9 protein-coding genes and 1 tRNA gene are annotated in these 21,115 nt (G+C 59.6%); 5 read left to right on the top strand and 5 right to left on the bottom strand.

Features of this window, described 5'->3' with window-relative positions:
- Positions 1–206: 206 nt before the first annotated feature.
- From ACMDCR_RS10485 to ACMDCR_RS10475, 3 genes are all read left to right on the top strand, one after another.
- Positions 207–1,622 (top strand): tyrosine-type recombinase/integrase, encoded by a 1,416-nt coding sequence (locus ACMDCR_RS10485; protein WP_413992472.1) that lies wholly within the window; start codon positions 207–209, stop codon positions 1,620–1,622.
- Positions 1,587–1,723 (top strand) — tRNA-Arg (locus ACMDCR_RS10480). The genes ACMDCR_RS10485 and ACMDCR_RS10480 overlap by 36 nt, the downstream gene beginning before the upstream one ends.
- 190 nt (positions 1,724–1,913) lie before the next feature.
- A protein-coding gene (locus tag ACMDCR_RS10475; RefSeq protein WP_413992471.1) for an IS6 family transposase occupies positions 1,914–2,611 on the top strand; the annotation gives its coding sequence in 2 pieces (ribosomal slippage) (positions 1,914–1,935 and positions 1,935–2,611; 699 coding nt in all).
- Positions 2,612–3,355: 744 nt separating this feature from the next.
- Here the strand turns inward: ACMDCR_RS10475 and ACMDCR_RS10470 are convergent.
- The 5 genes from ACMDCR_RS10470 to ACMDCR_RS10450 form a co-directional block, all read right to left on the bottom strand.
- A complete protein-coding gene (locus ACMDCR_RS10470) occupies positions 3,356–4,816 on the bottom strand; it encodes an HlyD family type I secretion periplasmic adaptor subunit (RefSeq protein WP_413992470.1) in 1,461 nt (486 codons plus the stop codon).
- The gene (locus ACMDCR_RS10465) at positions 4,813–6,978 is read right to left on the bottom strand and encodes a type I secretion system permease/ATPase (protein ID WP_413992469.1); all 2,166 of its coding nucleotides are present in this window, start codon (positions 6,976–6,978) and stop codon (positions 4,813–4,815) included. The genes ACMDCR_RS10470 and ACMDCR_RS10465 overlap by 4 nt, the downstream gene beginning before the upstream one ends.
- Before the next feature lie 53 nt (positions 6,979–7,031).
- Entirely contained in the window at positions 7,032–7,436 is a 405-nt protein-coding gene (locus ACMDCR_RS10460; protein ID WP_413992468.1) for a hypothetical protein, read from the bottom strand.
- A gap of 107 nt (positions 7,437–7,543) precedes the next feature.
- Positions 7,544–16,177, bottom strand: a complete 8,634-nt coding sequence (locus ACMDCR_RS10455; protein WP_413992467.1) for a hypothetical protein — start codon at positions 16,175–16,177, stop codon at positions 7,544–7,546.
- Positions 16,178–17,891: 1,714 nt separating this feature from the next.
- Positions 17,892–18,080, bottom strand: a complete 189-nt coding sequence (locus tag ACMDCR_RS10450) for a hypothetical protein (RefSeq protein WP_413992466.1) — start codon at positions 18,078–18,080, stop codon at positions 17,892–17,894.
- 145 nt (positions 18,081–18,225) lie between these two features.
- On the opposite strand from ACMDCR_RS10450, the gene ACMDCR_RS10445 reads away from it, so the two are divergent.
- A complete protein-coding gene (locus tag ACMDCR_RS10445; RefSeq protein ID WP_413992465.1) occupies positions 18,226–18,888 on the top strand; it encodes a hypothetical protein in 663 nt (220 codons plus the stop codon).
- Positions 18,889–19,316: 428 nt separating this feature from the next.
- The gene (locus ACMDCR_RS10440; protein WP_413992464.1) at positions 19,317–20,981 is read left to right on the top strand and encodes a recombinase family protein; all 1,665 of its coding nucleotides are present in this window, start codon (positions 19,317–19,319) and stop codon (positions 20,979–20,981) included.
- The last annotated feature ends 134 nt before the right edge of the window (positions 20,982–21,115 follow it).

Genomic DNA, 21,115 nt, shown 5'->3' with positions numbered 1-21,115 from the left:
CCAACCTTGGCAAGGTTGTGCTCTACATCCTTTGGATCCGCCAGGCTCTCTCTGCACTACGCCAATTTACCACGATATCAGTTGCTTAGTATGCGGCGAGCCGTCCGGCTTACGATCGCACGCGCCACGCTTTTCTATCATGGTGGACACCATGTGGACACCATTGTAAGCTGGTGACCATTGGAAGACGGGCGTGGAGGCGCGTCATGAATCGGTCGTCCAGCGTTCGATTGACCAAAACGGTAGCCGAGAAGGCAGAGGTTCGCGACATCCGCTACGACCTCTGGGACCTGGAGCTTGCCGGCTTTGGCCTGCGGGTCGAAAAGAGCGGTACGAAGACGTTCATCATCCGCTACCGCACCGACGGGGGCGGCCGGTCCGCACCGCGGCGATTCCTGACCGTCGGACGCTTTGGGACGCTGACGGTCGAGCAAGCGAGGAAGAAGGCCAAGACCTTGCTGGGCGCAGCCGCCAGCGGTGAAGATCCGGCCGGCGACGTGCAGGAGAAACGTCGCGAGAAGACGGGGCGCGAGATGCTCGACTTCTACGAGGAGCATGGCTGCTTCATTCAGCGCGGCATCCACAAAGGGAAGCCGATGAAGCCCCAGACGAAGAAGAACACGATAGGCCGGCTCCGCAATCACTTCGAGGTGCTGCTCGGCCACCGTCGGGTTAGCGAGATCAGCTCAGGCGACATCGAAACGATGGTCGCGGACATTACGGCAGGGAAAACAGCGAAAGACGAGAAGGTCGGTCCACGCAAACGCATCATTGTCCGTGGCGGCGAGGGCGCTGCACGAAAGGTGGTGCGGGATGTGTCGGCTATGTTCAACTTCGGTGCGCGGCACGGCTTCGTCACGACAAACCCCGTCGAGAACGCGTCGGTGAGGAAAACGGATAACCGCCGCGAACGCTTTCTCACTCTGGAGGAGATCTCGCGGCTGGGAGAGGCGTTCAACGAGGTCGAGGCCGACGGGGCCAATCCGAAGGCCATCGCGATCGCGCGGCTGTGGGCGCTGACCGGCTGTCGGCGTAACGAAATCGCGGAACTCAAGGTCCACGAGGTCAGGCTGGACCAGAACCGGTTTGAGTTCGACGATACGAAGACCGGAAAATCCATTCGTCCCTTCGGGCCAGCGGCCGCCACACTGCTTGCGCAACTTCTGAAGGATCGGAAGCCGGGTTACGTGTTCCCGGCCGAGACGGGCGAAGGCTACTACCAGAGCACGCGCAAAGTCTGGGCTGAGGTGATCAAGATCGCCAACTTGCCCAGCGTCACCCCGCATACGCTGCGCCATACGCTCGGATCGACGGCCACGTCGAGCGGTGAGGCGTTGGCTCTCACCGGGGCGATCTTGGGTCACGCAAACCTTCGGTCAACCGCAATCTACGCGCATGTGCAGCACAACCCATCTCTAGAGGCGGCGAAGCGCGTCGAAAAGCTGCTAGCGACAGCCCTGGAGGGGAAGTCCGTACAATCGAAAGATGGCAACTCTGCTGATGATGTCCCGGAACTCGATGCGGACTTGATCCGCGTGCTGGCCGAGCGGCTCTCGAAAGAAGGTTCGGACGCGACCCGGCTGCGAGCGATCATAGCCCAGGTGGTCGCGCTCAACACGTGAGTTCCCTCCTACTCGCCACCGCAAACAGCCAGCTCATCTCCTCGAAGCCGAGCGTCGCCCTCCGAAGGCGAAGACCACAGGTTCGAATCCTGTCGGTTGCCTCTCAGACTCTCGTGGCGTCCCCTGAAGAAGCGAAGCGTGACCTGATCGAGCTCCTCCGCGGGAATGCCGGGCCCTTCATCCTCGACATAAATCTCGGATTTTGAGGAAGTGGACCGCCAGGCTCTGTCGCAAAGGTTCCGTCAAAGTCAGCCGTGACATAAATCTCCTGTGGTTCAGTGGAGCGTTTCGATGTTCAAGGGCTGCCAATTCGTCGGTCGGTGATCCTGCTGTGCGTCCGCTGGTATCTGGCTTACAAGCTCAGCCTTCGCGATCTGGAGGAGATGATGATCGAACGCGGCATCTGCGTCGATCATTCCACGATCCATCGCTGGGTCGTCCGGTTCTCGCCGTTGCGGCTTGAACGGTTCAATCAGCGTAAACGAGCTGTGACCGGCAAATGGCATGTCGACGAGACATACATCAAGGTCCGTGGCCGCTGGACGTATCTGTACCGCGCCATCGACAGCGTCAGCGACACGGTCGAGTTCTTTTTCAGCGAAAATGGTGACCTGTTGGCGGCCAAGCGGTTCATCCGCAAGGCACTGCAGCGTCACGGCCGGCCTGATCGCATCGTCATTGATGGCAGCCAGACAAACAGGGAGGCACTCAACGCCTGTGACCGCGAGAGCCGGTTGCTGGTTCGATCGCGCCGTTCTCAGAAACCAATCTGTATCCGCCGAAACCAATACCTCAACAACCGGATCGAGCAGCATCATCGGCGCATCAAAGGCCGAGTTGGACCCATGCTCGGGTTCAAATCATTCGCCTGCGCAGAGGCGATCCTGTCCGGCATCGAGATGATCCAAATGATGCGCAAACGACAGGCGAAGTACGTCTATAACCCAGCACCGTCTTTGGCCGAGCAGTTTAATGTCATCGTGGCGTGAACATCGGTCCCTAGGCCCTTGCGTGGCTCAACTCCAAGGTTGCGACAGAACCCCTGATCGGCACCCAAACTCCATTCTGGTTCACACGTTTACTACGGTGTAACCGTTCCTAGTTCTTGCGCTTGTTTAAACCACCCCTCTGTCATATCAAAAATCTGATTGTAAAGCGGAGTGGATCTAGAAGAATTTTCATTTCGAGACACTTGTCGAACTTCACACCTGAGGTCACCGCCTACAAATGATAGTAGTTCAGCCTCAAGAGCGGCATCGTGATGAGTCGGAGGAGGAGAGTTTAGTCGAAGAGTATACATATTGTCGTCCAGGGGCAATCCTAATAGGTTGATCAGGCGACGATCCTTATCCAGGGCGCTGATGTAAAGAGTAAATCGAAATGGTATACGGTGCTCTCGCGCCAGCTGCACTTTATCAAGAACGCGAAACCCCTTCGCCTGAAGAAATGATCCTATTCTGGCTGAATCAGGAGGGTCCGCATTGCCCAGACATTTAAAATGGAAAGACAAATCAGGCGATAAAGCGTTATCATTATCGTTTTCCGCGGAATGACATGAGGTCGATATTGCAATAAATACAAGGGCAAGAAAAACTAGACTCCAAGATAATAAGACAAATCTATTTGTGTTTACCACCGGAAACTTATTGTCATTTACAAGTGTTAGCATCTTGAGGGCCCTTTTCGTTGATTAGGGAGTCAGGGTACACATTTCACTTAACACCTACTCTACTTCACCTCTCTTTGAACGCTTCGCTCGTCACCTCGACGATGGGCGAGAACACATATTCGAGGATCCTTCGGCTGTCGGTCTTGATCTCTACTGTCGCCGCCATGCCGGGGGTAAGCGGCACGTTGTGGCCATCGGCGCTCATGATGGTCTTGTCTGGCACCAGCGTAACCGGGAACACCAGGTTCTGCGTGCGCTCGGCGCCGGCGAAGGTGGCATTGGCGATCTGTGCCGCCGGGTTGCCCTCGAGTTCTTTGGCGTCTGGCTCGGGGATGGCATCGGTGGCGACGTTGGTCACCTTCGCGGTGATGGTGCCGTAGCGGGTGAAGGGGAAGGACTGGATCTTCACCACCGCTTCCTGCCCGGTCTTGACGAAGCCGATATCGGTGTTGAGCACATAGACCCGCAGCTCAAGCTTGGAATCATCCGGCACAATGCGCATGACCTCCTGCCCGACGGTGACGACCTGGCCGACATTGGTGATCACCGATTCCTGCACCGTGCCGGAGATTGGCGCCAGGATGGTCTTATGCTCGCGCTCGGCGGTGGCCTTGGCAAGCTTCTGGGTGAGATCGTCTATCTGGCGCTCGGCCTCGCCAAGCTTTTCGGCATTGTCGCTGATAAAGCCCAGCACCGCTTTGTCGATCTCGCGTTCCAGCACGGCCGCGCCCGCCTCCGCATCGGCCAGTTCGCCCTGCTGGATCGCCTCTTGGGTGATCTGGTATTTGAGAGTCTCGGTCGCGTCGATGACGCTCGATTTGGTGTCAGCCTGCTTCGCCGCCGCCGCAGAGCGCATGGTCACGCGGTCCTGCAGGGTCGAGATCAGCGATTTTTGCGTCTCGATGGTCGACGCGAACTTGTCGCGAGCCAATAGTTTTTGCTCACGCTGCGCCCTGAGCGAGGCGAGTGCCGAGGCAAGCTGGCCGATATCGCCATTGAGAATGTTCTGCTCGCGCCGACGCAGGACATCGGGGATGTCGTCGCTCCAGGCGATCACCGGCACAGGATCGAGCTTTTGGTCCCTGGCAGCGGCGATGGCGGTACGCCTGCGGATTGCTTCGGCCTTGAAGGAGGCGAGATCCCGGTTGAAGCCAGCCTCGTCGGCGATCTCCTCATTGTCGTCGAGCGCCAGTAGCACATCGCCTTCTTTGACATGGGCGCCGTCAGCCGGCGGCAATGTCCTGACCTTGCCGGTCTCCAAGGGCTGCACGATCTTGACCTTGCCGGTCGGCTCGAACTTGCCTTGCGCCGAGGCGATGATGTCGATGCGCCCGACATAGGCCCAGATCAGCGCCGCGGCGACGAACAGGCAGATGATGACGATCAGCGCCATGCGCACCGGCGAGGGCGGCGTCTCCAGGATCTCCAGCGCCGGGGCCAGGAACTCCTGGTCCGAGCGCCGCGGCTTCAGCCGGCGCGGCGGCGGGATGGGCATGCCGGAGGGAGGGGGGGACTGGGCGTTCATGCGGCGCTCGCCTGGTCGTTCTGCAGAGCCCAGAGCCGGGCATAGACGCCGTCGGGACGGGCCAGCAGCTCGGCATGGCTGCCGGCCTCGACGATGCGGCCCTCTGCCATGCCGATGATGCGGTGGCAGGGCCTCACCGCCGCCAGGCGATGGGCGATGATGATCACGGTACGGCCCTGCACAATCTCACGCATATTGGTCTGGATCACTCGCTCGCTCTCATAGTCCAGCGCCGAGGTCGCCTCGTCGAAGATCAGGATCGGCGGATTGGTGGCGAGGGCTCTCGCGATTGCGATGCGCTGGCGCTGGCCGCCGGAGAGATTGGCGCCACGCTCCTCGATGATGGTGTCATAGCCGGCCGGGAGCTTGGAGATGAACTCGTCGGCCCCTGCAAGCTTGGCGATGGCGATGACATTGGCCCTGGGCAGGGCCGGATTGGCAAAGGCGATGTTGTCGTGGATGGTGCGGTTGAACAAAAGGTTCTCCTGCAGGACCACGCCGATCTGGCTGCGCAGCCAGGCCGGATCAACCTGAGAGAGATCGGCGCCATCGAGCAGCACCTGTCCCTCTTCCGGCAGGTAGAGGCGCTGGATCAGCTTGGTGAGGGTCGACTTGCCCGAGCCGGAGGCCCCGACGATGCCGATGACCTCGCCAGGCTGAATGGCGAGCGAGACCTGCTTGAGCACTTCGGGCGCGCCGGGCCGGTAGCGGAAGCTGACCTGCCTCAGCTCGATCAGGCCGCGCGGGGGCGGCAGCACCAAGCTGGTCTGCGGGGAACGCTCCATCGGCGTGTTGAGGATGTCGCCGAGCCGGTCCATCGAGATCTGCACCTGCTGGAAATCCTGCCAGAGCTGGGACAGGCGCAATACCGGCGCCGTCACCTGGCCGGCGATCATGTTGAAGGCGACCAGGGCGCCAACCGAGAGCTCATTGTCGATCACCGCCTTGGCGCCGAACAGCAGCAGCAAGGCAGTGGAGAGCTTGGAGACATATTGGATGGCGTTCTGGCCACCGGCACTGAGCATGGTGGCATCGAAGGCGGTGCGCACATAGGAGGCGAGCCTCTCGGCCCATTGGGCCTGCATCACCGGCTCGACCGCCCCGGCCTTCACCGTGTGAATGCCGACGATGGCTTCGACCAGGAATTGCTGGGAGACGGCGCCGCGGTTGAACTTCTCCTTGATCATCTCGCGCAGGGACGGCCGCACCAGTACGGCGATCAGGATATAGAGAGGGATCGAGCCGACGACGATGAGGGTGAGCTTCCAGGAATAAGCCCAGAGCACGGCGATGAACACGAGGGTGAAGACGAGGTCGATGGCCGAGAACAGCCCCTGCCCGGTGAGGAACGAGCGGATGGTCTCCAGTTCCCGCACCCGCGCCACGGTCTGACCGGCCGACCTTGTCTCGAAATACCCCAGGGGCAGGCGCAGCAGGTGGTGGAACAGCTTCTGGCCCAGTTCGACATCGATGCGGTTCGTGGTGTGGGAGAGCGCATAGCTGCGCAGATATTGCAGCACCACGTCGAAGATGCCGATCCCGGCGATGCCGGCCACCAGCACGAACAGGGTGGAGTAGCCCTTGTGGGTGAGCACCTTGTCAACCACGACCTGGAAGAACAAAGGCGTGACCAAAGCGAAGATCTGCACGAACAGCGAAGCCAGCAGCACATGGGCGAGCGGCTTGCGATAGCGCCAGATCGAGGGCAGGAACCAGCCGAGGCCAAAGCTGCGCGGATCCGAGCCCGCTCCGCGCAGGCGCCGGCCGATCAGCACGACCTGGCCGCCGATCTCAACGAGCAGGGCTTCCAGGCTGAGCTCGCGGTCGATGCGGGTGATGGGATCGACCAGGCGGAACTTGCCGTTCGGGTTCTTGCCGCCGAAGACATGGAAGGAGCCGTCGGCCACCCGCACGATCGCTGGTACCGGGATGGTCTCGATGCGCTTGGCATTGACGCGAATGAGCAGGCGGGCCTTGAGGCCGATCATCGAAGCGGCGCGGATCAGGTCGCGCTCTGTGGCGAAGCGGCCGGTGAGGGCGAGCTCCTTAGCCAGGTGCTTCGGATCAGCGGCGATGCGGTAGAAGGCGGCGATGCCGCACAGCGCCCTGAGGCCGGAATCGAGCGGCTCGGTCGGGGCAGTGGCGGTGTCGGAGGTGTCCATGCAGGCTCGAAATCAAGATCGGAGTGTGGCAAAGGTACTGCGGTGGGACATCATCATCTGTTCCAACCGCCATGGGTCATGGTGTTGATACCGCTGGCGGCCAGGGCGTATTCGTCAAAGCCACCACTCTGCAGCAGCACAGTCGCCGTGCCGGCCTGCGTCCAGGGCGCCAGCGTGTTGATCCAGCTGTCGAAGAGGTGAAGGGTCGCCTCGCTCGCCGGAGATTGGGCGGACGATGAGACCTCCGCCGGATTGGCTGATGCCGGTGACCAAAACGAGTCGTGATCGCTGACCACTGGTGCGTAGACGAAGGGCGCCGCGGGGCCCAGTCCATGCGTCTGGGCTGTGGCGTCCAGGCCTCCCCGAAAGCTCAGGCCAGAGCTTCCGATCCATTCGTCGTCCGAGCTGGAAGCCGCGGAAGTATGGGAAGCGGGCAGAAATCCTACCTGCTCGGTCATGAACACACCAGGAAAGACAAAAGTGGAGATTGCACCTGCTGTCCGACAGCAGTTGCGGAGGTGCCGGGCAGGTGAACTGCCCGGCCAATGTTTGAGCCGAGACCCGTTCAGGTGAAGTGGAAGTTGCTCTGCTGCAGGCTGGCCACGGTGGTGTTCTTCAAGGTGATCTTGTCGCTGGCATCGGCCGTGATGATCGTATCGGTGCCTGACTGCGCTGTATGGGAGAGCAAGGTCGCCCAGTCGGCGAACACCGTGTGGGCGATGTTGATCTGATCGGCGCCGGTCCCCGACGCCTGATAGCCCGTGACCGTATCGAGGCCGAAGCTCGGTGTGAACACGAAGGTGTCATTAGAGCCAGTTGCGGTGACCGAGCTGCCCTTGCCGAAGTTGATCGTGTCGTTCGAGCCCGTTACCGACGCAGAGATGGCGTTTGCGAGAGTGACCGTGCCGCCGGAGATCGTCGCGGTGCCACCAGTCCCGCTCGCGAAGGTGACAGAACCGCCCGTTCCAGTCGCCGTGACATGGGCCGTGTTCCCTGAGATCGTGAGGGCACCATTGCCCGTGATCCCCACCGTGTCGGTGGCACCCGTCACCGTGGCACTGGCCCCGGCACTGATGTTGATCGTCTCCGACGAGCCGGTGATGGTATTACCGGTTCCATTCACGGTGATCGTGTTCCCGGTGCCGCTGGCCGTCAGGCTGGCGTTGCTGGTCAGCGTCACCGCCGCCGTGTTGGTAGTCACCGTCGCCGAGGCGGCGTTCTCCAGCGTAACCTGACCGCCGCCGCCGGTGATCGTGACCTTGGCCGAGGTGCCGACGACATCGACGGTGTCGGTGGCACTCGACACGGTCACCTGCGCGGCATTGCCCATCAGGGTTACGGTATCCGAGGTGCCGGTAAGAGTCAGGATGCCACCGCCTTCCACCGTCACCGCCGCGGACGACAGCGTCGCAGCATTGGTGATGCCGGTCACATCCAGTGTACCACCCGTGCCGGTGCCGGTCAGCGTGTCGCTACCCGTCTCCTTGATGGCGTTGCCCGATCCCGTCAGCAGGACAGCGGTGCTGGTGCCCAGGTTCAGGCTGCCATTGCTCATGGTCGCCTTGCCGCCGGTCGCACCCGTCATCGTCACCGTCGCGCCGCTGCTCGTCGCCGTCACCGCATTGGTGTTGCCTGTGGTAGAGACAACGCCGTTGCCGGTGACATTCACCGTGTTGGTCGCACCCGTCACGGTCGCGCTGGCGCCAGCGCCGACATTGACCGTCTCTGACGAGCCGGTGATGGTGTTGCCGGTGCCGGTCACCGTGATGGCGTCGGCGGTGCTGCTCGCCGTCAGGCTGGTGTTGCTGGTCAGCGTCACCGCCGCGGCGTTGGTTGCAACTGTCGCCGAGGCGCCGTTCTGCAGCGTGACCTGGCCACCGCCGCCGGTGATCGTGACCTTGGCCGAGGTGCCGATGACGTCGACGGTGTCGGTGGCGCTCGAGACCGTCACCTGCGCGGCATTGCCCATCAGGGTCACGCTATCCGATGTGCCGGTGAGCGTTAGTATGCCGCCCCCCTCGACCGTCACCGCCGCGGACGACAGGGTCGCCGCATTGGTGATGCCGGTCACATCGAGCGTACCTCCCGTACCGGTGCCGGTCAGCGTGTCGCTGCCCGTCTCCTTGATGGCATTGCCCGATCCCGTCAGCAGCACCGCGGTGCTGTTTCCCAGATTCAGGGTGCCATTGGTCATGGTCGCTTTGCCGCCAGTTGCACCCTTCATCGTCACCGTTGCGCCGCTGCCCGTCGCCGTCACCGCGTTGGTGTTGCCGGTCGTCGACACGATGCCATTGCCTGTGACGTTCACGGTGTTGGTCGTACCCGTCACCGTAGCGCTGGCCCCAGGACCGACATTGATCGTATCGGAGTTCGCATTCAGCGTGTTACCGGTGCCGGTGACAGTAATGACATCGCCCGTGCCGCCGGTGACGGTCAGTGACACATTCGACCCAACATCGACGACGTTCCCTGTTCCGCTGACGGTGACCGTGTCGGTACCCGCGTCGAGCGAGAGGACATTCTTATTGCCAGTAATCGTAGCCGTGTCGTTCGAACCGCTCGCCGCTCCTTCAGCACCTGTTCCGGTGATGGTTGCCGTCGAGGTTATTGGGGCACCGACAGTGGTCGGCGCAACGGTTTTTACCACCGCCGTCGACTGACCATCGGCACTGACATAGGTCACAGTCGTCTGTTTGAGCGACCCGTTGGGATTGTTGTCCGTCACGGTCTCGGTGATCGAGCCATCGGCATGGGTCACGGCCGTATCGACATGATCGATGGTGCCGTTGTTGTCGGAGTCCTCCTGCAGTGTGGTGATCAATCCGTCGGCGCTGATCGTTTCAGTGCCCTTGGCCACGACGGCGTTGCTTGCATTAACATCTTGAATTGTGCCCACCTGTGAACCGTCGATCTGCGTCTGCCAGGTCTCAGTATGCTCGAAAGTTCCATTACTGTCATAGTCAGCCTGAACAGTCTTGGACAGGCCGTCCGCGCTGGTCGTGGTGATAGTGTAGAAGGCTACAGTCTTATGGCTGGTGGCAATGACCGAGTTCCACAGAACATGGCCCGGGAGCGGAGCCACGGCCTGCGACGTTGCATCAGTGGTCGTCTGCATCACAAGGGATCCATCGATCCCCCTGGTGGGATGGGTTGAGATATCGGCAGTGGTATCGCTGTTGAATTTGACCTCCGTGAACGTCAATCTGCCGTCGGAGCTAACACTAACGCCAGTTGTCTTCAGTAAGACTGGAGTCTGTGCCGCCCCCCATCCCCCGGCGACTGCCGTGCTGGTCTGGTAATCCTTAATGGTCTCAGTATAAGAGCCGTCAGCATTGTAGACCTTGGTGTCGCTACGGGTGCGATCGTTCACTCCATCCCCATTGAAATCCCAGCTAACATTCGTCGTGAGACCGTTGGAGCTGACGGACGAGGTCATCTGGCCGGTCTTCGCGCCGGACACGCTGTAGTCCGTGATGATATCGCCGGAGCTGCCGTCGACCAGCTTGGTAATGGTCTCCACTTGGTCGTTTATGCCATCGCCATTCGCATCGCGGTTGATAGTGGTGGTGAGGCCATCGCCGCTCACCTCGGTGGTCACAATATCTTTCAGGCTGCCATCGCCATTGAGATCATGGACTGTAGTGATCTCAGTGCCGTCAGCCAGTGTCGCGGCTGTGGTGTTGCTCCCCTGCGTCATCGAGCCGGAGCCCGTTGTATCCTGCCGGAGGGACACAGTGCGACCGTCGGCACTCGTGGTCTTGACGGTGTTGGACAGCAGTGAGCCATCGGCCTTGCGATTGGTGATCGTATCTGTGCTCGAGCCATCCGCATGAATGGCCGTGACATCCGTCTGCGTCTCGTTCGCCGTAGTTGAAGCCCCGAAATACCACTGCCTACCGATGCTCACCCCGTTGCCACTGGTGGTCATCACATAGCGATCAGTCTGCACGCCAGCCTTGGTTTCAGTCTGCGTCTCAGTCGTGGACCCATCAGTGTTGAGAACTATTTGATCCGTGTTGATCTCGCTAAAAATACCGCTCCCGGTCAGATCGTATTGCGCCGTGTGGGTCAGTCCGTCGGTACTCGTAGTGATGACTTCCCTATCAACGGGGGTGACATTGTAGTTTCCAACGCCGGCCGTTACATTGATGAGCGATAAGTCAGAATCGGTGATCGTCTCTACCCTTGAGCCATCGGCATTGATCGTTGTGTCGTCGGTTGTTTGTGTAACGGCTTTGCCCCAACCGTGCGGATCGTACTGAATGGTTTTCGATAGGCCGTCGGCACTATCATGCTCATAGCGCCCGTCTGTTGCACCATAGTTGGCTACGCCGTTGAAACTATATTCCGCGCCAGACTTCAGAGAGCCGTCCATTGACGAGATGGTTGTCGAACCATCCGCATTCACCTGTGCCACGATGGTCTGGTCGATGGTGCCATTGCCATCAATGTCTTTGGCGACGGTCGTCGTCAGCTTGTCGACGCTGATCGTGGTAGTCGTCGTGTTGGCCAGACTGCCGCTATTGGTCACTACCTCAGTCGTCGAGCCATCGACATTCATTGTCTTCACATAGGTCTGGGTTCGATCCGCGGTTCCATCGCCGTTGTTGTCCCAGGTCGTCGTCACAGACAGCCCATTGCCGCTCGTGGTGGTGATGGCCTTGTTCTTCAAAGTGGAGGTGCTGGTATATTCCGCCTGCGTCTCGGTCCTGGAGCCATCCGCATTGATTACCGTGATGTCGCTGGTCGACAGGTCGATCGTGCCGTTACCGTCGAGATCGGTCTGGCTGGTGATCGAAAGACCGTTGGCGCTCACAACTTTGGTCGAGGTTGAGGTCAACGTGCCCGACGCGTTGTAGGTCGAAATCGTCGTGCTCGTCGAACCATCGGCATTCACGATCGCTGTCGCGGTGATGTCGTTGACGCCATTGCCGTCGAGATCGATCACCGTCGTGATTGTCTTGTGATCCGCGCTCGTCGTGATCGCGCTCTTGGCGTTAAGGGTGCCGTTTGCACTGGTGGTGATTATGGTCTCGACGTGGGAGCCGTCGCCATCGAGCGTGATGACATCGCTCGCCGTTTGATCGACCGTGCCGTCGCCATCGACGTCGTCGGTGGTCACCGTCGACAATCCATCAGCGGCGGTGGTGGTCGCCGTCCGGTTCAGCAATACGGTGCCAGCGCCGTTGTAATTTGATGCGGTGCTCGTCCTCGAACCATTGGCACTGATAATCGTGACATCGGTCGTCTCGCCATCGAAGATGCCGTCGCCATTGCTATCCACCTGCGTGGTGACCGACAGTCCGTTGCCGCTGGTCGTGGTGACGCTTCTGCCTAGCAGGACACCATTGCCGCTGAAGCTGCTCTTGGTCTCGATCTTTGAGCCATTGGCATTCAGCACCACTATATCGCTGGTCGAGCCGTCAAAGATCCCATCGCCATCGATGTCGGTCTGGGTCGTCGCGCTCAAGCCATTGGCGCTAGTGGTGGTGACTGACTCGTCGAGCAAGGCCCCTTTGATTGCCCCGTCCATCACCGTCTCAGTGGTTGAACCATCGGCATTAATCACGCTGACCAGCACCTCGTCGACCCGCCCGTCGCCATTACTATCGAAGCTCAGCGCCGTTGACTTGCGGTCTGGGCTGTCCACTGTCATCGTCTTCGACAGCAGCGTGCCGTTATAGCTGGTCGTCGACGCCGTCTCGGTGCGGCGGCCATCGGCGCTCAGCACGATGGCATCGGTCGTGGTTTGATCGATTGTACCGTTGCCATCGAGATCGCTCTGTATGGTCTGCGTCAGACCATTGGCGCTCGTGGTGGTGATCGTCTTGTCGATCAACGCCCCGCTGGCACTGGTATCTGCAACCGTCTCCGTGCTGGAGCCGTCCGCATTGATGACCGTGGTATCCGTGGTGACGGCGTCGTAGGTCCCGTCGCCACTGAGATCGACCTTCACGGTCTTCGACAGGCCATTGGCAGATGTCGTGGTCAGGGTCCGGTCAACCAACGCGCCATTCGGCGCGAAATCCGACACCGTCGTGGTGGTCGAGCCATCGGCATTGACGATGATGGTCTTGACCTCGTCGGGCGCCGCATCGCCATTGCCATCCGTGGTGGTGGTGATCGTCCTCTGATCACCGCTGGTCACCGTCACACTTTGGCTTAGCAATGTGCCGTTGCCGCTCTCAAGAGCGATCGTCTCGGTACGGGTACCATCACCAGCGACGACCGCTATATCGGATGAGACCTGATCGACGCTGCCATCTCCATCGATATCGGCCGAGACCGTCTTTGATAGCCCGTCCGCGCTGAGCGTGGTGACAGATTCGTCGCGCAGCGAGCCATCGGCGTTCCTGTCCTGCACGGTGGTGGTGATAGAATTGTCAGCGTTTACAACGATCGCCGAACTCGTGACGAAGTCGTAGACGCCGGAACCGGTATCATCGACGTCTTCGGTCTTGCTGCGACCATCAGCACTGGTCGTCGTCACTGTCTTATCGAGCAGCGTGCCATTGTTGCCGGTATCAGAGACAGTCTCTACGCGGCTGCCGTCGCCATTGACCACGGTCGCATCAATCTTGATCTGATCGAAGGTGCCAGAACCCGTATTGTCGACTTTGGTGGCCTTGGCCAGCCCATCGGTGCTGGTCGTGACCTGCGTCTGGTTGATCACCGTACCATTGGCCGCCAAGCTCTTGGTGGTTGTGGAGGTCGAACCGTCGGCATTGGTGCCGAAGACTTCCGACTGGTCCCAGATGCCATCGCCGTTCTGGTCGACCTGCGTCGTCACCGTCTTCGTATCAGCACTGGTCGTCGTTGCCGTGCGATCCTTCAAGGAGCCGTCCGTATTGAAATCGCTGATGGTCTCGGTGGACGAGCCATCGCCATTGGCGACGATGTTGTCGGTCTGCGAGCGATCGAAGACACCATCACCATTGTCGTCATATTTGATGGTCTTGGAGAGGCCATCGCCGCTGATCGTGACGACATTCTCGAAGGCCTCGGAGCCGTCCGCATTGTAACCCTTGATGTCGGTGGTCACCGAGCCGTCAGCGTTGGTGATCTGGGTCTGGTGAATCAAGTAGCCATTGCTGTCCGTCGCCAGGGTGGCATCGCCCACCTGGCCGGTCGTGCCATCGGACTTGGTATAGGTCGTGACACCGGTAATGGCCGAGCCGTCGTTGAAGGTTTCGCCGCTGCCCACCGGTGTCAAATCGATCGACGTGATGCCGAGCGACGCCAGCGACACCATCTGGCCGTTGACCATGACCTTGAACTCCGACCAGTTGGCGTCCCCCGCATCGAGCTTGCCGTCATGATTGGTGTCGAACACGTCCTTCAGGGCCTGGAGATCGGACGTTGCGGTCGGATCCCAGTCTGTAAAGGTGTATTCGTTCTTTTGATTGATCTGACCATCATTGTTGAGGTCCAGCACCAGCACACCATTGCCAGCGCCGGCCCAGGCCGTGAGATGCTGATAGGCGCTGCCATCCGTGTCGATGAACTGGGTGGATGAGGAAAGCGATGTGACCTTTAGGCCTTTACCGTCAAGGTTCAAAATTACGGGCTTGCTCCCACCATTTTCCCCGCTCGATTCGCTAGCGCGCCCACCTGCGCCGTTGCTGTTTTGACCGGGGCCAGTACCGGCGCTTCCGCCCGAGGAACTACTGTTGCTGCCATTACTGGTACCACTTTGTCCGCTCGGTCCAGGCAGTCCCAAGCTTCTCGCTAAGGCACCACCGTCGCCAGCTGCGGGGCTGTTACCGGCGGGGTCGAAACGCGCAAAACTCGGATCCTGAGAGGCTAGCTCCTGCTTAGCGGCAGCCGCCTGATTAGCGGCCACGGCCTCGTCGTAGGTATTGTGATAGACGCCAGATTTGTCTGCAAAGCCAGCATCCGTGCCTGAACTATCCGGATTAGCGTCAGGAGTTCCAACCCGAGGTGCCTCATCTGCAATCGTATTCGCGAGAGGCCGCCCCGAATAGATACCCGACAACACAGCGCCAATACCACCTACGACGCCTGCAGCCACGCCACCGAGTGCGCCAATCACACCCCCAATTGGCCCGCCAATCCCGTTAGCGAGCGTCGAAGTGACTCCTGAAATATCGTTGGCGGCGACACCAAGAGCACCACCGATGCCGCCAGCGATCCCACGGATTGCCGAGCCTAGACTCGCCAGAACGACAGCACCCGCCAATCGGGCACCGGCAAAAACGTCACTGACCGCGCCGATGATGTTAAACCTAGCGAGGTCCTTCACCACTCCAACAGTAGTAATCACACCATCTTCAGCGAGTGCAACGGCACCGAGAGCCAGCGGAGTCGCTCCCAAAACTACTCCGTCGACAAGATCTCCAACTATCGTCGACTCGTTGTGTACACGATATCCACCGGCAACGTATGTATGAAAGCCCTCCACCTCAAAATTATACGTTCGCCAGCCATGTATTGCGCAAGGGGCAATTGCCGTACCGCCAATTGTATCGTATAAGATGTCCTCCGCCTCCTCGAATAGGTGGCGAGTATCTTCAGAATAAATAATTCTCTCAACGGACAGTGGCTCGACCACACCGTCTTCCCGAACAATGTTTCCTTTCCTCGCGACGATATTGATTATTCTATCAAAGCGCCCCATTTCATCCAAAAAGTAATGACCTGGCGTTACAAAAATATTTCTGTCGGATATTTTAAGCCACTCCGTAGTTATATTTTGGTAAAGCTTTGTCACCCTTTTACGAGTCAGAGCGCCCCGCCCACTGGAGACATTTTCGTCAAACGCCATTACCTGGTCGCCGATCCGAATTTGCTCAATAGGCCTTAATTTCGCGTCCGCCATCAATATAAGCGTTCCCGGAGCAAAACACATCGGCCCGAAAGGCTGTTGTGGCTCATAAGGATTCGCATAGTGATATTTCTGAGCCAAATAATTCACTAATTGGTTATCTATATCTTTGAATATAGCTTCCCCCAGGACGTAGTTTAATATATCTACGGCTGGCATGCTGACTGACTGCCCCCAGCCAACGGTCTTTACTACAATAAATCCATTCTCAATCTCTATGGTTCTTTTAACGCTCCCGTCATCAAATATATGCTCTCCTGGAACCGTAACGTTTTCTTCAACATGATTTTCATAATCCACAATAGTAATAATTTTATTATTGCCCGTTAGGGTATATTCTTTGTTATCTTCCACCTTTATGCCAACAACGCCTGGAGCCGAAAAGCTCAGCATTGCGTCAAAGGCAGAGTCAACCGTTAGTCCGGGGGTACCGACCGGTCCAAGGACAGTCGTAAGTTCGTAATGGTGCCCTAAAACGGTTGGAGTACCGACAGGATTGCCACGAGGATAAAAGCTGGACATTGGGAGCACGGCCTCCGTTAGGCATTGCGACATAAGCTCTTAATAGTGCTAATTTTTACTTAGAGATACATAATCAGTATCACGTCAGAGTCGGTCACATCTGCAAAGCGTAGTAAGAAGCATAATGCTTATATTTGTACGCAGCACCTCGATGCTGGCTTCCGCAGCATTGGCGAATGAAAGATGCCTCTCTTTGCCGACCCCACGGCGCTTAACCATACAGTGAAGGTATTTCTGAAATCAATCGGAAAAATGACGCACTTTTTACAATAGCATGTCTGGCGAGTGGATTGGACAAAGACTTACTTCACCAAAGTGGAATGTAATTCGGCGGTTTTGACGCGATAAGCCTCAGTTAGGTAAGAGGGATTCGCTTCGCTATTGTTCCCGGGCGTGTTTTGCGTAATTCTGAATTGATGTCCGGTATGCCGTGTTGGCTCAAACGCAATCTCGGTGATCGGTGACGAGGCTGAGCGCGGAAGTGGCGATAGAGATGCTGCCTCTACCCCCTGCCACTTCGCAAGGCCCCATAGATCGTCCTAACGGACGCTTGCAGTGGTCGCGCTGCTCCGCGCCGCTTGTGGCGGGAGCTTCGCTCTCCTTTGACACCATCGGAGGCCAGAAGAATTCGGCTGCCATCCGAATTTAGAGACGCGTACTCGCGCTTTGCTTGGGCCGCTCCTTAAACCCATCCCTTTCAAGGTGTTTTAAATACTGTGGCCTGACCCTTTGCTTGAAGCAATCGATCGTGGGCGAAGGTGATGTGGCAAGCAGTGGTGGAGCGATTTGAGCGGCATGCGCCAGTGAGCGTTATGGCGCGGCTGACGTTGGAGCAGGCCTTGCCGTCGAGCTGGGTTGATGAGGTGTTCGAGGCCCACCGAGAGCACCGGAAGAGATTCGAACTACGAGAGTGTGGTTTGAACACTAGCGATAAGTCAGATTTCTGGTCGCGCTCTCCAAAAGCTGCAGTCTGCTGTCCGCCCAATTTTTCTCGTTCTTGGCTTGAAGTCTCAACCGCCACTGCTGTGTCAGGCCGGCATCGGCCTTTTCCTTTGCGTGGGTGCTTTCGAGAGGTCGGCAGGGGTCCGGCCAGTTCCTTGATCTCCATCATCGGTTCAGAATGTTTGATACCTGATTCTTGAGATTGGAGAACCCGGGCTGGCCATTCCGGCGAAGCCCAACCGGTCCGCTCGCGGACTGTAGGGGTTGACGCCAAAGCAGGGTCAACCAGTTTAGGCTTCCTGCTTCAGCTCATTCATGGGTCGTTAGGTTTTTGGGCGTGTGTTGCAGCTCTTTGCTGCAACCCTGCCTGTCGGCGAGACCGGGGTAGCAAGGGGCAGGAGAAGTCTTTGGCACCGTGGAATAAATGGAGGGGACTCGCTTGTGGGGAGGCGGCTGTTTATGCCGCGAAAGGCCAAAGAGTTCTCTTGACCCGCGCGGGGGCGGAGCCCTTAGCAGGGCCCGCTACAATTGACGCCCCGCGCGGAATTCCGCTGCAGCCGAAAGCGCGGAACGTCTGCCCCCAGCGATCCATGTGATGTTTTCGTCAATCTGACCGCTCTTTCGACTTTAATTCGTTATTCCGACGTTCATCAGCGAAGCCGGCCTTTTCCGCGTATTCCAGCAGCGCCACCTCAATCAGACTTGTGATCGAACGTCTTTCAGACGCAGCAATGCGCCTAGCGAGCTTAAGAATCTCGGCATCAATGCGGGTCGTGAACGGCTGTTTCGACATAGTCTTTTGATGCTTGCATTTACCAAGGAACGAGAGCAAAGATACGCACATGCATTGCACGTGCATTGCACGTGACCCGGCTGGGCCGAGTGCGGGAACACCCAACCCAGCCTAACCACCACCCAAGCTATCGGGAGCTCGGATCATGGCTGATTCTGAGACTAGCACGAGTCTGCCCGTCGTTTCGCGCAGACGTTTGATTTCAACGGCATTGGCCGCCTCGACAGCGCCATTTCTGCCTCAAATTGCCAACGGTAGCGAACAGACCGACCCCGCCGTCGACGCCTGGCGTGCCTGGGACGCGGCCTCACGCGCCAGCCTGGCGCTCTGCCGCAAGCAGCAGCGTCTGGAGACCAAGCTGCAGCAAACGGTAGGCCTGCCTCAAATCGTCTTTGTCCCGGCCATCGGGACCAAGCCGATACGCATCACCTGCGCGCGCGACGTCGAGCGGCTAGACGCAAGCGATCCCACCATGGCCGCCCTCCGAGCCCAAGCGCTATTGCAACTCGAGCAACACCGCCGGCGTTGGGAGGACGCCGACCGCCGGATCGGCTATTCCGCCGCGCTCGCCGAAGAAGCCGCCGCCTTCGACTACGAACAACAGCTGGCCGAGGCACTATGGAGCATTGCCGCCTCATCCTTATCCGGCGTCGCCGCCAAGCTCGACGCCGTTCTGCGTTCGGGCGAACCCTCGGAGGATTCCGACGAGTTCCCATGGCCGCAACTGAGGCTGATCCTCGCCGACCTCCGCCGTTTCACACAGGACGATCATGAACAATTTTCAGAAAGGGCAATCGAACCAGCCTAGCTGGGCTCATTCGTAGGGGGCATTTGGCCGATGCTCACGATGTTTTGACCGCGCCGCCCTTTCCCGCCGTTTATCGCCGCGTTTATCCAACTTGCGCCTTAACCCGCTTCCTTACGAGGCAAGCCTTTGTTTAAGCTCGACTTTTGTCTTGCGATCACCCCCTGCCCTGGCATGCTTTGCCGATGCGAAGCTCTCCGGAGAGAGAAAGCGGGACCATCGTGGCCAGACGACAGAGGATATCGGTCGCAAAGCCTGGCGCGAGACCGAACACGGTCGACCGTGGCTCGCCGTCCTCGCCCCCTGCCCGGCCGGATCCTCGCCTCGTCGCCCTCGTCCGCCTGCTGGCGCGACAAGCCGCGCAGGCTTTCGTGCTGGCCGAAGCTCGATCGCGGGAGCAGGATGACCTCCCCGACTGAGGAGACCCGCCGATGAAGGTTGCGCTCCACGCCCGCTATTCCTCCGACAACCAACGCGACGCCTCGATCGAGGACCAACTGCGCCTGTGCCGTCGCCATGCCGAGCAGCAGGGCTGGGCCATTGTCGACAGCTACACGGATCGGGCGATCTCCGGGGCCTCCCTGCTCCGGCCCGGCATCCAGGAGCTGATCGCCGATGCGATGCGCGGCAAGTTCACCGTGGTGCTCGCCGAGGCCATGGACCGCCTCAGCCGCGACCAGGAGGATATAGCCGGCCTGTTCAAGCGCATGGCTTTTGCGGGCGTGCGCATCGTCACCCTGTCGGAAGGTGATGTCACCCATCTGCATGTCGGCCTGAAGGGCACGATGAACGCGCTCTTCCTCAAGGACCTCGCCGACAAGACCCGGCGAGGCCTACGGGGGCGTATCGAGGATGGCAAATCAGGCGGGGGCCTGTGCTTCGGCTACGACGTCGTCGGCCAAGCCGCCGTCGGTGGGCAACTTGCCCGAGGCGAGCGAACCATCAATCTCGCGGAGGCGGCAATCGTCCGCCGCATCTTCGCCGATTACCTCGCCGGCAAATCCTCGCGCACCATCGCCTTCGAGCTGAACCACGAGGGCGTGTCCGGACCACAGGGCGCCGAATGGGGACCCTCGACCATTCACGGCAACCCGAGGCGTGGCGTCGGCATCCTCAACAATGAACTCTATGTCGGCCGCCTCGTCTGGAATCGGCTGCGCTACATCAAGGATCCGGACAGCGGCAAGCGCGTCTCCCGGCCCAACCCGGAATCCGAATGGGTAATCCAGGATGTCCCCGCGCTGCGTATCGTTGAGCAAGAGACCTGGGATGCCGCCAAGAACCGCCAGCAGACACTCGCCTATGAGCCCTCCGCCCCGGGTGAGAACAAGCTCAACGAGCATCGCCGTCCCCGGCATCTGTTCGCGGGCCTGGTGAAGTGCGGCTGCTGTGGCGGCGGCTACGGGATGATCTCGAAGGATCTGCTCGGCTGCACCACGGCGCGTAACAAGGGAATCTGCGGCAATCGCCTCAACATCCGGCGTGCCGCCCTCGAAGCCTCGGTGATGAATGGCCTGCGCACCCAGCTGATGGAGCCGGCCCTGTTCGAGGAGTTCTGCGAGGCGTTCACCCGCGAGGTCAATCGGCTACGCATCCAGCGAGGTGCTGATATCGAGGCCAAGCGGCGAGAACTCGAACGCACGAACCGGGAACTCGACAAGGCCGTTCAGGCGATCCTTGACGGCGTGCCCGGCGCAACGCTCAAGGACAAGATCGGTGCACTGGAGGTCCGCAAGTCGGAACTGACCGGCATGCTCGCGAATGTCGAGAAGCCGCCGCCCCTGCTCCACCCGAATATGACGCAGTTCTACCGTCAGCGTATCACTGACCTGCACACCAACCTCCAGGACCCATCGACGATCGGCGAAGCGGCGGCGATCCTGCGCAGCCTGGTCGAGAGCATCACCCTGGTCCCGGATGCCGGCACGCTCGCCATCGTGCTGCGCGGGGATTTGGCCGCCATGCTGCGCTTTGCCGCCAACAAGAAAAACCCCGACGTCCTTTCGGAGGTCGGGATTTTGGGTCGCTTGCTGTCGCAAGGATCGTTGGTTGCGGGGCCTGCAACCCCTTTTGTCATAACTTCTCCAACCCTTTGATTTCGTTCGGGATCGACGAATTCGAGGATGCCGAACAGCTCGCCGCGTAGCTCGGCGTGCACCTCGCCGCGATTGTCGCGGGGGGTAAGCACGATCTCCCCGATCAGCGAGCGCAACGCCTCGGTGGCCTGGCG

This window comes from Labrys okinawensis, from assembly GCF_047345005.1.
Classification (GTDB): Bacteria; Pseudomonadota; Alphaproteobacteria; order Rhizobiales; family Labraceae; genus Labrys; species Labrys okinawensis.
Note: the sequence above shows the minus strand (reverse complement) of the source record. Positions and strands in the feature narration are given on the sequence as shown.

Excerpts from the sequence above, each read along its gene's own strand:
- ACMDCR_RS10440 (WP_413992464.1), top strand. The coding sequence starts at position 19,317 with ATGAAGGTTGCGCTCCACGCCCGCTATTCCTCCGACAACCAACGCGAC.
- ACMDCR_RS10470 (WP_413992470.1), bottom strand. The coding sequence starts at position 4,816 with ATGAACGCCCAGTCCCCCCCTCCCTCCGGCATGCCCATCCCGCCGCCG.
- ACMDCR_RS10465 (WP_413992469.1), bottom strand. The coding sequence starts at position 6,978 with ATGGACACCTCCGACACCGCCACTGCCCCGACCGAGCCGCTCGATTCC.
- ACMDCR_RS10460 (WP_413992468.1), bottom strand. The coding sequence starts at position 7,436 with ATGACCGAGCAGGTAGGATTTCTGCCCGCTTCCCATACTTCCGCGGCT.
- ACMDCR_RS10450 (WP_413992466.1), bottom strand. The coding sequence starts at position 18,080 with ATGTCGAAACAGCCGTTCACGACCCGCATTGATGCCGAGATTCTTAAG.
- ACMDCR_RS10445 (WP_413992465.1), top strand. The coding sequence starts at position 18,226 with ATGGCTGATTCTGAGACTAGCACGAGTCTGCCCGTCGTTTCGCGCAGA.
- ACMDCR_RS10485 (WP_413992472.1), top strand. The coding sequence starts at position 207 with ATGAATCGGTCGTCCAGCGTTCGATTGACCAAAACGGTAGCCGAGAAG.